Consider the following 13,866-nt stretch of genomic DNA (forward strand, 5'->3'; position numbering starts at 1 on the left):
TAATTAACCGCAGAGAACGCAGAGGACACGGAGTGAAGAAACAAACAAAATTTTCCTAGATTTTTTATATGTAGGATGCAGACTCCGTACCGTACCGCTTTATTTCTTAGTCTTTTAGAGAGGAACTTCGTTTTTGTAAGGGCGATTTTAATCGCCGACTAATATCGGCTAGGAGCCAGTAAGATACTAACCAAACATTCTAGTTTCCACAAATTCTTGAACCCGGGCTAAATGAGTTGACAAACTCACTAATATGTTCTCAACCCTCTCAATATTTAACAATTCCCCCTCTGGTGGTTCAGCTTGAAAGCCTCGCGCTTGATGCTCCAACTGTGCAGCCAAATCCGACATCAGAACAACTCCCACATTAGCCGAAGTTCCCTTGAGACGGTGTGCTTGATATTCCACAGCTTGCCAATCTTTAGCTTTTACAGCTATTTTGGCAGCAGCCATATCAGCTTGGGCGTCTGCCACAAAAGCTTGCAAAAGTCGCTCTGGCAATTTAATATTAACTCGTCCGAGTTGCTCCAATCTGCTCTTGTCGAACAGTCCGTCGTAGTCTCTGTGTTCCCAAGCTTGAAGTGCGATCGCCCTTGGTACCGGCTCAGCCACAACCTGTGCTTTTTCCACAACTTCTGTATAATTTGTTGCTAATTGAGATTTATTTTCCGAATTAATACTTTTAACTCCATACTTATTTTCACCCTGAACATTTAGGGCTTCATACTTTTTCAGGGCCGCCGCCAAAGCATCTAAATCTACAGGTTTGCTGAGATAATCGTCCATCCCCGCCGCCAGACACTTTTCTCGTTCCCCCGGCATAGCATGAGCCGTTAAAGCCATCACGATAGTATGCCGATCGCTTCCTTCGATTTGCCTCAACTTTTGCGCCGTTTTGTAACCATCAAGTACCGGCATTTGACAGTCCATCAGCACTAAATCATAGCTTTTTTTTGCCAGCAAATCCAGCGCTTCTTGACCGTTGACCACGCAGTCAGCCTGATAGCCTAAAACAGCCAACTGTTCGACAAGAACTTGTTGATTGATCGGGTGGTCTTCCGCCACCAAAATTCTCAGCGATGACGGCGAATCGGAAGTAACATATTGAGAATTAACTGGTGGCAACTTGCAAGTATTAGCAGCCTCCACTCTCCCAAAATCTCCCGTTCCCTTCACCGGCGCAAGCATTGCCTCAAGCAGGTGGCTTGGCCGCACCGGCTCGATCAAATATCTGTTAAAACCCTGACGGCAAAGCGATTCAGCCTGCGGCTGTTCTCGCAAAGCAGTCATGGCGATTAACGAGCCAACTATAGAGGTCGATCGCACTTTCCTAGCAAATTCCTCCGCATCCAACTCCGGCATTTGCAAGTCCACAAGCACCACATCCCAGCTTTTTTCCCCCTCCCCTGAATGCTGAGAAATCCGGCCCTGGGCATTTTTCAACCAACTCAAAGCCTCAGCAGCAGTTTCTGCCTCATCGCAGCGGGCCCCCCAACTTTGAGCGAGCGATCGCACCGCTGCCCTCCTCAAAGCGCTTCCAGAGACTACTAATAGCTTCTTGCCCGCAAGTTCGGGATCATGAGGCTCAACTGGCAACTGTTTTTCCAAAGGTACAGTAAACCAAAAAGTAGCACCGCTGCCTAGCAAACTGCGAACTCCAATGTCCCCTCCCATCATCTCCACTAACTGCTTACAAATAGCCAAACCCAAACCCGTCCCGCCGTAAGGTCTAGTAGGAGAATCGTCTACCTGAGAAAAAGATTGGAACAGCTTTGTTTGCCCTTCTGCCGAAATCCCAATGCCAGTATCCCGCACCGAAAATAGCAATCTTGCTTCTTGTCTACCGTCTGCCAGTCGGTTGCCCTGTTTCACAGTTACGTGAACGAGAACTTGACCCTGATCGGTAAATTTTATGGCATTCCCTGTCAAATTCAGCAAAACTTGCTTCAATCTGCCCGAGTCGCCCACCAACTTCCTCGGCACCGAGCTGTCAACTAAAATATTCAATTCAATACCTTTTTCTTCGGCCAAATGCGCTACGATTTCTATCACCGACTCAACGCAGCTATCCAAATCAAAATTACTCTTTTCCAGCCGCATTTCTCCAGCTTCAATCTTAGAGAAATCGAGGATATCATTAATAACATTCAGCAAATGTTCAGCACTGCGGTAAATAGTCTGAGCGCAATCCCGCTGTTTCGGTTCCAGTGGAGCGCGCAGCAGCAATTGAGCCATTGCCAAAACCCCATTCATCGGAGTACGAATTTCGTGACTCATGTTCGCCAAGAATTGCGACTTCACCCGGCTAGCTTCTAAGGCAGTTTCCCGCCCTTCCACCAACTCATTAATCTTGTCGGCAACCATCACAATTCCCCCGACTTTCTCGTCTGGATCGTACCAAGGGTGAGCAGCCCACCGCAGGTACAGAACAGATCCGTCTGCTCGTTCCCAGGCCTCTTCGCTCACAGAAACTACGTTGCCTTGGAGCGCTTCTTGGTACATTACTTTCCAGCGATTCGGCGTATCTGGAAACAATTCGTAATGGCTGAGATTATTCAGGGACGGCAAGTCCAAATTAAATTGACTAACCCATTTTTTAGAGTTAGCCATATAGCGCATTTGTGTATCGAACATCGCCATTGCTACAGGCACGCAAGTAATAATTTGTCTCAGTTGCTGCCGTTCCCTTTCCAGAGCATCTTCCGCCTGTTTGCGCTCAGTAATGTCGCTAATCATACCGGCCATCCGCAGCGCTTTTCCTTGGGAATTGCGTTGAGCTTTTCCCTGAGAAGTGCAGTAGCGGTAAACACCGTTCGAGTGCAGCAGCCGAAATTCTACATTGTAGTCTATTTCTTGTTCCAAGTGAGCGGCGATCGCCCCGACGATTCCCTCCTTGTCATCGGGGTGTAGGCGGTTGTATAGAGCGTCCATAGTCTTGCCAAATTGCTTTCGCGACAAACCGATAATTTCCAAAAGGCGATCGTTCCAATAAACCTCATTTTTACTTAAATCCCAATCCCAAATTCCGTCGTTCACTCCCTCTAAAACTAACCTGTATCGTTCCTCACTTTCCTTGAGTTTTTGACTGGTGTGAAACGCCTGAGATTCGGCGCGATAAACGCGCATAGCATTGTACAAACTGCGAGACAAACTCTCGGGAGAAAGCTTGTTTTTAGCAATATAATCAGAAGCTCCAGCCTTCATTAATTCCACAGCAATTTGTTCGTCGCCTTGACCGGTGAGAACAATTAAGGGAACTTTCAGCCCCGCTTCTCGTAGATTTTTTACCAAACTCAGTCCGTCTCCGTCGGGCAATCCGTAGTCGAGCAATACGCAGTCAAATTTGCACTCAAATATTTGATTTAATAGCAGCCCCTTTTCTGTCTCCTCAACCTCCATTAAAGGTTGAGATTTATTGTGCTTGGAGAGTTTTGCGGTAGCCTGGGTATAATTTTTGCTGACCGAGAGTTGCGTCAGGGCATCCGCGCAGTCTTCTGCCTCAGTAACTTCTGCCGAAACACCAGCGGACTTGAGCGAGCGTTTGATCGCCATTCGATCGACTGCATCGTCATCAACTATCAGAATTGTGAGAATTTTGTCCATAACAACCGAATTGTGGATTACTCCGAAAAAGCTGCAGTCTGGAAAAATGAATTAAAACAACTGCATCCCTGAAAAATCACCCAGCCACATTAAAAAATTTATTTTTTATTAAATTTCCCCTATTTTAGGGAATTTCACTCAGCATCCAGTATCTGTTTAGGGTAGCCATCACTTCCACAAAGTTAGAAAAAGTAACAGGTTTAAGAATATAGCCCGCTACATTCAAATTATAAGCTTTTACTTTATCTCTATCTTCATTAGAAGTTGTGAGGACGATTACCGGAATCGACCTCAAACATTCATCCAGTCGCAATTCTTGCAAAAACTCGATCCCGCTCATTCTCGGCATATTCAAGTCCAGCAAAATCAACCGGCGCGCTTGAGGCATGGGAGGCTCTATTTTTCCTTCTCCACGTAATATAGCCAGAGCTTCTAATCCATTGGCAGCAATATAGAGGGGGTTGACGATGTTATTTTTTTTGAATGCTCGCCGGACGTTCATCACATCAACCTCATCATCTTCTACCAAGAGAATATGAATTTTTTTGTCTTCCATAAATGAGCCACTTTGCAGATGTTTTTTAACCGCCAGTCTCGTTGGCGAGGTTTAGTCAGCACGGATTGCGAACCCAGCAGGTTTAATCTCTATTGTCCTTTGTCAAGAATCATTTATGCCTGGGCCGCTCGCGGGATCTATCTGCAGGTGTACTCGCCCCTCATGCTCTGAGGGGCGCAGCCGAGATCCAAAAACTCGCCAATAACGCCCGATCGAGCTACGGTAAAATCTAAAACTCATCTACATTATTATTAATCGCCATGTCAGCCGATCGCAAACTCTACGAAGGCAAAGCCAAAATCCTCTACTCCACCGAAGACAGCGAAATTTTGCTGACCCACTTCAAAGACGACGCTACAGCCTTTAACGCCCAGAAACGCGGCAGCATCGTCGGCAAAGGCGAAATCAACTGCGCCGTATCCGCCCACCTGTTTCGGATGCTAGAAGCCAAAGGCATCCCCACCCACTTCATCGACACGCCTGCCCCCAACCAAATGCGAGTCTGTCGCGTCCAAATCTTGCCATTGGAAGTCGTAGTCAGAAACATTGCCGCTGGCAGTCTGTGCAAGCAAACCGGCCTCGCCCTCGGCACAATTGTCAATCCGCCGCTGGTGGAGTTTTATTACAAAAACGACGATTTGGGAGACCCACTGCTGACCCGCGACAGGCTGCTGCTAATGCAGCTAGCCACCCCCCAACAAGTAGACCAACTAGAAATCGCCGCCCGCGAAATTAACGAAATACTCAAAGAATTTTTCAGCCAGTGCGGCATCACCCTGGTAGACTTCAAACTAGAATTCGGTATCGACCAACATCAAAATCTGATCCTCGCCGACGAAATCAGTCCCGACACATGCCGCCTCTGGGACAACGCAGAAGCCGACCCCGACGCCCGTGTTATGGACAAAGACCGATTCCGCCGCGACTTAGGATCGGTAGAAACCGCTTACCAGCAAGTTCTCCAACGCGTTCTCGCTCAGAAAGTCTAGAGGCCTTGGTAATGCGCTAGAATTGCACAGTTTGTCACCCTTCTGCTTTCGATGTCAGCAATCAGCGGTCAACAGTCATCAATTAGCGGTCAGCGCGAAATTCAACCGACTTATATGACTAATGACTAATGAATAATGACTAATGTGGTGTGTGGATTGCCCAAAAAAGTGAACAAAAATGCGTTTATCTGCTGTATTGGTGGCAGTTTTTACTGCCTCAGCAACATTCGGGTTATCAAATTCGGCAAGTGGCCAAACATCCTACTCTGAATCAGCAGAGGAAGCTTTGGCTGCCGTTCCGCCTGCCCCGTCGATCGAATTACCCGATCGCCCCATTCCAGAATTAACCCAAAACCCTCCTCAAAACCGCAAAGCAGCTAAAACCGGCAAAGGGGAAGCCCTAACAATAGCTGTGGCTCCTGCCAGAGGAGAAAACGACCGCAAACCCCCAGACCGATTCACAGACACGCCCTCGCCGGTTTCGCCTTCCTTGCTTCAACTCAAACCCGAGCTAGCATCCAACCCCTCCCCCGCCTCTAGCAGCCAAAACGCCCTGCCAGAGGCGCAACAGGACAGCTCGCTCGCCCCATCGGAAGCGGCTGTAACGCCCGCCTGGATCGCAGCAGAGCTAGGGAAACCAGAGGAATCAGGGGCGCTCGCTCAAAACGCCCAAGTTACCCCCAGACCGGCCCCGACCAGACCGCCGGCTAACACCGTTCCCCCATTGCCCCCTGGCCCAGCACCGCAGCCCAGACAAACCCCCGCACCCGCCGGGGCGGCAGAACCGCAAGTGCTAGTTGCAGAAGTTACAGTCACCGGGGCGACGGACGACCTGGAAAGCGAAATTTACCGAGTCATCAGCACCCAACCGGGACGCACGACCAACCGCAGCCAACTGCAACAAGACATCAACGCCATTTTTGCCACAGGCTTTTTCAGAAACGTGCGGGCAGTACCCGAAGACACCCCGTTGGGCGTCCGGGTAACTTTTATTGTGCAGCCAAATCCGGTGCTGCGGGGAGTGACAATCACCGGTCAGCAGGTGCTGCCCCAAAGCGTAATTGACGAAAGCTTCCGCGATCAATACGGCAAAATTCTCAACCTCCGGCGCTTTGAGGAGGGAGTGAAAAAAATTAATGCGTGGTATCAAGAGAACGGCTATGTTTTGGGCCAAATCACTGATGCCCCGCAAGTAGGAGAGGACGGCACAGTCACCCTGGTAGTGGCAGAAGGCCAGATCGAATCCGTTGATGTCCGCTTCCTGAACAAGGAGGGAGAGGCAACAGATGCCACGGGTCAGCCGATCGGAGGCAACACCCGTCAGTTTGTCATCACCCGCGAAGTAGAACTCAAGCCCGGAGACATCTTTAACCGCACCAAGGCGGAAAGAGATTTGAGACGGGTGTTTGGTTTGGGAATTTTTGAAGACGTGCGACTTGCCTTGGAACCGGGAACGACTGACCCCCGCAAGGCAAGGGTAATTGTCAACGTCATCGAGAAAAATACCGGTTCTCTGGCGGCGGGTGCGGGTTTGAGTTCGGCGACGGGTTTGTTCGGTACGCTGAGTTACCAGCAGCAAAACTTGAGAGGTAGGAACCAGAAGTTGGGCGCTGAAGTACAAATCGGGGAACGCCAAACGCTGTTTGACCTGAGTTTTACTGACCCCTGGATTGCGGGCGACCCTTACCGGACTTCTTATACGATTAATGCGTTTAGAAGACGATCGATCAGCGTGATTTTTGACGGTGGCGAACGGGAAGTCAGATTGCCCAACGACGATCGACCCCGCGTCGTCCGCACCGGTGCCGGCATCAATTTCACCCGTCCGCTGTCGCGCAATCCTTTTGCCGATGCTGAGTGGACAGCTTCAGTCGGCTTGCAGTACCAGCGAGTCTCAATTACTGATCGCAAAGGCAGGCGCGAATCCGAGGACGAACTCGGCAACCAGTTGAGTTTTAGCGATTCGGGATCGGATGACTTGACAACACTGCAAGCAGGTGTTGTGCGCGATCGACGCAACGACCCCCTCCGCCCCACTAGCGGTTCCCTGCTCCGGTTTGGGATGGAACAATCGATTCCTGTAGGTTCCGGCAGCATCCTGTTAAACCGCCTGCGGGCCAGCTACAGCTTTTACCTACCAGTCAAGTACACTAACTTTACCGCCGGCCCTCAAACCCTGGCATTCAGTTTTAGAGGCGGCACCGTATTCGGAGATTTGCCTCCCTACGAAGCCTTTGCCTTGGGCGGCGCCAACTCGGTACGCGGGTACGCCGAAGGCGACCTCGGAGCCGGTCGCAGTTTCCTAGAAGCCAGCGTTGAGTACCGTTTCCCCATTATTTCGTTTATCGGCGGAGCGCTATTTTTGGATGCTGGCACCGACTTGGGCACGGGCGAAGATGTCCCGGGCGACCCTGCCGGTATCCGCGGAAAGCCTGGTAGCGGTTACGGTTACGGCCTCGGCGTGCGGATTCAATCTCCTTTAGGACCGATCCGGATCGATTACGGTATCAACGACACTGGCGACAATCAAATTCACTTTGGGATTGGTGAGCGTTTCTAATTAACTAAGACTCATTAGTCAGCAGTCATTAGTTATTAGTTAGGAGTAATTGCTAATTGCTAATTGCTAATTAGTAAGCTGCGCCTCGGCGCACCCTACAAATAATGTCTAAGGTGCGCGACCCGGCGCACCCTACTGTTAACTTCCCTCTTTCTTCTTCCTTCTTCCCTCTTCCCTCTTCCTTCTTCCCTCTTCGCTCTTCCAAATGACTCAACGTACCTTAAAATCTGAATTTGAACTGTCGGGAATCGGTTTGCACAGCGGCACACAAACTCGCGTCCGAGTTTTGCCTGCTGCGGTTGGGGAAGGCCGCTATTTTGTCAGAATTGACTTGCCTGGTGCTCCGATAATTCCTGCAACAATTGAGGCGGTTTGCCAGACTGCACTTTCAACTGAACTGGCAGGTATCGATGCTCAAATTCGCACTGTAGAGCATTTATTAGCCGCTTTGGCGGGGATGGGAGCGGATAATGCTCGAATAGAGGTTGATGGGCCGGAAGTGCCTCTGCTGGACGGTTCGGCTCTGGTTTGGGTAGAGGCGATCGCCCATACCGGCTTAGTTCCTCAAGAATCAAAGCAAGACCCCACTTCCTCCGGCGTCCTAGAACAGCCTATTTGGGTGCGTCACGGGGATGCTTTTGCAGCGGCTTTACCGTCAGCGGAAACTCGGTTTAGTTACGGAATTGATTTTGAGGAACAGGCGATCGGCAATCAATGGTACAGTTGGTCGCCAGAGGCCGAAAGTTTTGCTAGCGCGATCGCCCCAGCCCGCACTTTTGGACTTGCTCGCCAAGTTGACCAATTGCGACAAGCAGGTTTGATCAAAGGTGGTACCCTAGAGAACGCCCTAGTTTGCGATCGATCCGGCTGGGTTAACCCGCCTTTGAGATTTACAAACGAACCGGTGCGCCATAAAATCCTAGACTTAGTAGGCGACCTCAGTCTGCTCGGAACTTGGCCAAAAGCTCACTACTTGGCTTACAAAGCCAGTCACAATCTGCACGTCCAACTCGCCCAAGCCCTGAAATCGGAAGATCTAGCTACGCTAGATAAAAGTTAGGAAAAAACACGTGCTCTGTTAAGATTGCATATTCCTTCTGCCATACTACACTCAAAAGTCTTCAAGCAATGTCCACGCTGACTGAAGTTAACACCCTCAATACTGCGAATTCTGAATCCCTCCCCACTGAAAACGGTGAGGATTCTCCAGCGGTTAAATCTACTTTTACTCTCGAAGAAATTCAGAAATACTTGCCTCATCGCTATCCTTTTGCACTGGTTGACAAGATTGTTGATTACGTGCCGTCCGAGAAGGCGATAGGAATTAAAAATGTGACTTTCAACGAACCACATTTTCAAGGGCATTTTCCCGGACGGCCGATTATGCCTGGGGTATTAATTGTTGAAGCAATGGCTCAAGTTGGCGGTATTGTTCTCGCTCAGTTGCCCGACATCAAGCAAGGATTGTGGATGTTTACCGGAATTGATCAAGTCAAGTTCCGTCGTCAGGTTGTACCGGGCGATCAGTTGCTGATGACTGTAGAATTACTGTGGGTAAAACGCCGTCGCTTCGCAAAAATGCAGGCTCTGGCTGAAGTAGACGGACAAAAAGTTTGTGAAGGAGAATTGACGTTTTCGATGGTAGATTAAATTTTGGAATTGGCGAGGGCTGGCACGTAGTTTTGAGTTGTGAGTTTTGAAGTTAAATTGAAACCGCAAAGCGTTCCTCGGAACGAAGCAATCTTAAAATTTAAAAAATTCCTTATTCCCTCTTCCTGCTTCCCTCTTCCTTCTTCCCTCTTCCTTCAACATCCATCGGTTTAATCCGTTTAATCCCTTACACTGCGCCTTGCCGAACTTCCTTCCCACTTACCAGCAAAAAAACTGACAAATGCTTACTTTGATTCACCCAACTGCTGTGATTCATCCCGGTGCTGAACTTCACCCGACTGTAGAAGTGGGAGCTTATGCTGTAATTGGGGAAAGAGTGAAAATCGGGCCGGATACTAAGATTGGCGCTCATGCAATTATCGACGGGCTAACCGAAATAGGCGCTCGTAATCAAATTTTCCCCGGTGCGGCGATTGGTTTGGAACCTCAAGATTTGAAATACGAGGGTTCTCTGACTAGGGTGAAAATTGGCGACAACAATCTGATTCGGGAATACGTGACAATCAACCGCGCTACTGGAGCGGGGGAAAGCACGACAATTGGCAATAATAATCTATTGATGGCTTATGTTCATGTGGGACACAATTGCACGATCGCCGATCGAGTAATTATCGCAAATGCTGTAGCCTTAGCCGGACACGTTAAAATCGAGTCTCAAGCCCGCTTGAGCGGTGTTTTGGGCGTTCACCAGTTTGTCCACATCGGCCGCTTGTCTATGGTGGGCGGCTTGAGCAGGATCGATCGAGACGTACCTCCTTATATGCTAGTCGAGGGGAATCCTTCGAGAGTGCGAGCAATCAACAAAGTAGGTCTCGAACGCGCCGGTTTTACCGCAGAAGATTTGCTAGTTTTGAAGAAAACTTTTCGTATTCTATACCGTTCTGGCTACACTCTCAATCAAGCTTTGGAACAGTTGGATTTGTTGCAGGAAAACCCCCATTTGCAGCACCTGCGGAGATTTGTACAGCAGTCTGTAACCAAAGGGCGGCGCGGTTTGATTCCAGGCAAGAAGTGAATGAGGTAGAATAAACCTATGAACTAAGCGACTGTTGCCCTATGAATGTATATACTTCAGTCAAATCTACATCCCCAGAAACAGAACAAGATGGCTGCATTAGGTTCTCAGATGTTAGTTGGCAGCAATTTGAAGCGATAGAAGCAGCTTTTAAAGATGTCAGAGGTGTGAAATTTTTCTATCTCGATAAATTACTGCAAATTATGACTGTCTCGCCCGAACACGAAATAATCAAGAAAACTCTCTGTATGCTCCTAGAGGCATATATGAGAGCAAATGGGATTCGATTTTACGGCAAGGGCGGGCCGACTCTGGGTGACAGAGAATTAGGGGGTAGAAAAGAGCCGGATGATTCCTATGATATAGGAACCCAAAAAATAGTCCCAGATATTGCTATTGAAGTCGTAATTACCAGTGGCGGGATAAATACTCTAGAGTTCTACAAAAGATTGGGCGTTCGGGAAGTCTGGTTTTGGCAAAATAGTCAGTTATCTCTCTATTACTTAACAGGTGAAAATTATGAGCAGGTGGCTCGGAGTACATTCCTTCCCGATCTAGACTTAGAATTACTCCTACGCTGTGCTAATATGCCCGATCAATATGATGCTGTTACCGAATTATTAGCAAACATCTCACCTGTTTAAAGTCAAAATATGAAAATTTTTATCAGCACTGGTGAGGTTTCTGGCGATTTGCAAGGAGCTTTGTTAGTTGCCGCCTTAAAACGTCACGCTGTCGCCGCTGGTTTTGAGCTAGAAATAACCGGATTGGGCGGCCCTCGTATGGCAGAAGCTGGGGCTACTATTTTAGGCGATACTGTGGGCATTGGTTCTATGGGTCTGATAGAATCAGTACCGTATATTTGGCCAACGATTAAAGTTCAGCAAAAAGCTAAACAATATCTCAAAAACTTCCGCCCCGATGCTGTTGTATTGATTGATTATTTGACTCCAAATCTCGGTATTGGCAGCTATATCCGCCGCTGTTTGCCTGATTTGCCGGTGGTTTGGTACATCGCACCTCAAGAATGGGTTTGGTCGATTTCTCGTCGCAATACTGATCTGATTGTCAATATTAGCGACCAACTTTTGGCAATTTTCCCCGAAGAAGCTTGTTATTATCGAAAAAAAGGAGCCCAAGTGAGTTGGGTTGGTCATCCTTTGGTGGATAGAATGCACTCTGCCCCCAGTCGGGAAGCTGCCCGCAAAACTTTGGGAATTGGGCCGGAACAGGCGTCGATCGCGCTAATTCCCGCTTCCAGACACCAAGAGCTCAAGTACCTGATGCCAGTCATATTTGAGGCGGCTCAAATTATTCAAGCTAAATTGCCGGAAGTTCATTTTTGGATTCCGCTTGCTAACAAAGCTTTCCGCAGCAAAATCGAACAGGCGATCGAGAATTACGGTTTGCGGGCTACTTTGTTAGAAAATCAAACTCTGGAAATCTTGGCTGCTGCCGATCTGGCGATCGCTAAATCTGGTACGGTTAATCTGGAGCTAGCTTTGCTCGACGTTCCCCAAGTTGTCGCCTACCGCGTCAGTCCGATTACGGCGATTATTGCTCGCCACGTGCTGAAATTTTCGATTCCTTTTATGTCTCCGCCCAATTTGGTGCAAATGAAGCCGATCGTCCCGGAGTTGCTGCAAGACGAGGCGACTGCGGAAAATATAGTGAACCACGCACTGGAATTGCTGCAAAATGCCGATCGACGCCAGCAAACTTTGGCAGGTTATCGGGAAATGCGCGAAAGTCTTGGAGATGTGGGCGTGTGCGATCGGGCCGCTGCGGAAATAATGAAAAATGTCCAATTAAATACAGCTTCTTAAAGCACTTTTGGTATTGAAAGGTTATGTATAAACCCGGTTTCTTTGTGGATGGCTCCTTGACAAACCCAAGATTTATTACCAAAAACCCGGTTAATTTTTTTAATTTCTCTTAAAGCAACTTTTTTATTGAAATGTTATGCCAAGCAATCGGAAAAAGCGACCGATCGCTGTTGATTTATTTGCAGGCGCGGGCGGCATGACCTTGGGCTTTGAACAAGCAGGTTTTGATGTACTTGCATCAGTCGAAATTGACCCTATTCACTGCGCCACACACGAGTTTAATTTCCCGCTGTGTTCTATTCTGTGCAAAGATGTCACACAGCTTACGGGATCGGAAATTCGGAAAAAATCGGCGATCGGGCGGCGCGAGATAGACGTAGTAATCAGCGGTTCGCCCTGTCAAGGATTCTCCATGATGGGCAAGCGCGATGTAGACGACCCGCGAAATTCTCTGATTTTTCACTTTCAGCGCTTAGTTTTGGAGCTAAAACCCAAGTTTTTTGTAATGGAAAATGTACCGGGAATTGCGTCAGGGGAACACAAAGAACTGCTGAATATTTTAATTAGCTCTTTTATGGAAGCAGGCTATAAAGTAGAAGAAAACTATCAAGTTCTCAACGCCGTTCACTACGGAGTGCCGCAAGCTCGCAAACGATTATTTCTGATTGGCTGTAAAAAAGATTATGAGCTGCCAAAATACCCTCAACAAACTACTATACTGCCGAGAATTAAAGTTCCTAAACGCTATAAAAAAGTTAATTTACCTGCTGTCCCGACAGTTTGGGATGCGATTGGAGATTTGCCGGAAGTGGAAAAGTACAGCGAGTTGCTGCACCGAGATTGGGTAATCGCGGAGTACGGAAAGAGCAGCACTTATGCGAGTATAATGCGCGGAATCGATGGTTTGGATGATGATTATTCCTACGATCGCGAGTACGATCGACAAATCCTCTCTTGTAGTTTGCGAACTAAACATTCTCTGGAATGTATGGAAAGGTTTCATGCTGCCAAACACGGCGAAAAAGAGCCGATCAGCCGTTTTTACAAGCTGCATCCCGAGGGAGTTTGCAACACTCTCAGGGCCGGAACCGACAGGGCGAGGGGGGCTTATACTTCGCCGAGGCCGATTCACCCGATCGCCCCTCGGTGCATTACAGTCAGAGAAGCTGCGCGGCTGCATTCCTATCCTGACTGGTTTAGATTTCATGTCACAAAATGGCACGGTTTTCGCCAAGTCGGAAATTCTGTACCACCGCGATTGGCGAAAGTTGTAGCAGCGCAGATTATTAGCGCTTTGGGCGTGAAAGCAATTAAGCCGAGTCTCAAGCTGACATGGGGAGATGATTCGTTGCTTAAACTGAATTGGTCGGAAGCAGAACAATATTATCTAAAAAGTTAAGAATTAGATTTAATTATCTGTAATTGGGAATTGGTAATTGGGAATTGGTAAATAAGTAGTGATTTTTGTCTTTCATCTCCTTATACACAGCGGGTTATATCAAATCGCACCACTACTTATGCAGGACTGCCCCCAAGTAAGCGCCAACGGCCGCCCCTGTATCATTGGGCGCTGGTCAATGACGGTTACGAGATGAGATGTCCCCGGTAGTTAAACAAACCGGGAAGGTATTGTGGCGCGCTGTGCA

The 13,866-nt window shown here is 48.4% G+C and carries 10 protein-coding genes; 8 read left to right on the forward strand and 2 right to left on the reverse strand.

Annotated elements, in window-relative coordinates; translation table 11 throughout:
* Positions 1-186: 186 nt before the first annotated feature.
* Positions 187-3,603 carry a hybrid sensor histidine kinase/response regulator gene (locus tag D0A34_10645; protein ID UNU19265.1) on the reverse strand — a complete coding sequence of 1,139 codons (3,417 nt, stop codon included), beginning with the start codon at positions 3,601-3,603 and terminating at the stop codon, positions 187-189.
* Between the two features lie 124 nt (positions 3,604-3,727).
* Positions 3,728-4,159: a response regulator gene (locus D0A34_10650; GenBank protein UNU19266.1), complete on the reverse strand. Its 432-nt coding sequence runs from the start codon at positions 4,157-4,159 to the stop codon at positions 3,728-3,730.
* Positions 4,160-4,419: 260 nt separating this feature from the next.
* Here D0A34_10650 and D0A34_10655 point away from each other — a divergent pair, with 260 nt between their 5' ends.
* From D0A34_10655 to dcm, 8 genes are all read left to right on the forward strand, one after another.
* Entirely contained in the window at positions 4,420-5,148 is a 729-nt protein-coding gene (locus D0A34_10655; protein ID UNU19267.1) for a phosphoribosylaminoimidazolesuccinocarboxamide synthase, read from the forward strand.
* Between the two features lie 178 nt (positions 5,149-5,326).
* Positions 5,327-7,708, forward strand: coding sequence for an outer membrane protein assembly factor (locus D0A34_10660; protein UNU19268.1), 2,382 nt, complete (start codon positions 5,327-5,329; stop codon positions 7,706-7,708).
* A gap of 205 nt (positions 7,709-7,913) precedes the next feature.
* Positions 7,914-8,768, forward strand: a complete 855-nt coding sequence (locus tag D0A34_10665) for a UDP-3-O-acyl-N-acetylglucosamine deacetylase (protein UNU19269.1) — start codon at positions 7,914-7,916, stop codon at positions 8,766-8,768.
* 68 nt (positions 8,769-8,836) lie between these two features.
* Positions 8,837-9,358 carry a 3-hydroxyacyl-[acyl-carrier-protein] dehydratase FabZ gene (gene fabZ, locus D0A34_10670; GenBank protein UNU19270.1) on the forward strand — a complete coding sequence of 174 codons (522 nt, stop codon included), beginning with the start codon at positions 8,837-8,839 and terminating at the stop codon, positions 9,356-9,358.
* Positions 9,359-9,599: 241 nt separating this feature from the next.
* On the forward strand, positions 9,600-10,394 hold the full coding sequence (locus D0A34_10675; protein UNU19271.1) for an acyl-ACP--UDP-N-acetylglucosamine O-acyltransferase: 795 nt from the start codon (positions 9,600-9,602) through the stop codon (positions 10,392-10,394).
* Positions 10,395-10,435: 41 nt separating this feature from the next.
* Entirely contained in the window at positions 10,436-11,038 is a 603-nt protein-coding gene (locus tag D0A34_10680; GenBank protein UNU19272.1) for a Uma2 family endonuclease, read from the forward strand.
* Positions 11,039-11,047: 9 nt separating this feature from the next.
* Positions 11,048-12,220, forward strand: coding sequence for a lipid-A-disaccharide synthase (locus tag D0A34_10685; protein UNU19273.1), 1,173 nt, complete (start codon positions 11,048-11,050; stop codon positions 12,218-12,220).
* A gap of 136 nt (positions 12,221-12,356) precedes the next feature.
* Positions 12,357-13,619: a DNA (cytosine-5-)-methyltransferase gene (gene dcm / locus D0A34_10690; protein UNU19274.1), complete on the forward strand. Its 1,263-nt coding sequence runs from the start codon at positions 12,357-12,359 to the stop codon at positions 13,617-13,619.
* Positions 13,620-13,866: the final 247 nt, after the last annotated feature.

Origin of the sequence: Microcoleus vaginatus PCC 9802 (genome assembly GCA_022701275.1) — a bacterium.
Classification (GTDB): Bacteria; Cyanobacteriota; Cyanobacteriia; order Cyanobacteriales; family Microcoleaceae; genus Microcoleus; species Microcoleus vaginatus_A.